This is a genomic window from Catenulispora rubra, assembly GCF_015356825.1.
GTDB classification, from domain to species: Bacteria; Actinomycetota; Actinomycetes; order Streptomycetales; family Catenulisporaceae; genus Catenulispora; species Catenulispora rubra.
Genome location: NZ_JAACYW010000658.1, coordinates 1 through 930, shown reverse-complemented (window position 1 = coordinate 930; position 930 = coordinate 1). Strand labels below are relative to the sequence as shown.

The window sequence follows — 930 nt, the reverse complement described above, 5'->3', positions numbered from 1 at the left end:
CAGTTCCGGCTGCACCGCATCGGCATCGCCTGCTGGGCTTGGCCCGACGTGCACAACGCGCTGACCAGCGCCGCGCAGTTCGGGCCGGACGACCTCGCGGTCGGGATCTCGCACTCCGGCAGGGTGCGGGAGACCATCGAGGTCCTCGAACTGGCCCGGGCACGAGGCGCCACGACCGTGGCGCTCACCGGGGATCCCAAATCGCCGCTGGCCCAGGCCGCCGATCTGGTGCTGGCCGCGCACGCGCCTGGAACGACCACGATCGGGGCGCCGGACGACGCACTGGCCGGCCGGTACTCGCAGATGTTCCTGCTCGACGTCGTGTACACGCGGCTCGCGCAGCTCAACCACGGGGAAACGGTGACGAGGCTGGAGTCCACGGCGCGCGCTGTCGACTCCCATCGCTTGGCCGACTAGCGGCCAAGGCCGGCGTGCGGCGCGGGTGGAGCCGCTCCGCACGCCTATCCGACACAAAGACCACCCTGGAAGGAAGCCGATGAGCATCAGATGTGCATCAAAGCTACTACACCGTAGAGCATCAGCCTTTACCGCGATCACCGCGGGTGCGGCGGTCCTGGTCGCACTGGTCCCTGGCGCCGCCTCCGCGTGCGGCGGGGCGTCCGGCAGTCCGGCGTCTTCGACACAGACGTCGGTGAACAAGGCGTACACCTTCCTGGACCAGTCCACTGACAAGTACGGGAACGGCACGACGCTGCGGCTTCCGCAGTCCTTCACCGGCGGCTACCTGGGATCGCTCAACTTCGTCTCGTCCTTCGTCTACGACGACGCCTTGACGATCATGGCCTATCTGCAGCGCGCCACCGCGTCCGACCTCGCCCACGCGAAGGTCCTGGGCAACAGCCTGATCTACGCCCAGCAGCACGACGTCACGCCGGACGGCCGCCTGCGCGCGTCGTACCAGCCCGATCC

General features: G+C 68.7%; 1 protein-coding gene and 1 pseudogene. Both read left to right on the top strand.

The genetic code is table 11. The annotated features are described in order from the left end of the window. The coding region (locus GWK61_RS54815; protein ID WP_194922328.1) for a MurR/RpiR family transcriptional regulator at nt 1-417 on the top strand (417 nt) is incomplete at its 5' end. Between the two features lie 235 nt (nt 418-652). After that, a pseudogene (locus GWK61_RS54810) lies at nt 653-930 on the top strand (Tat pathway signal sequence domain protein); the annotation flags it as partial.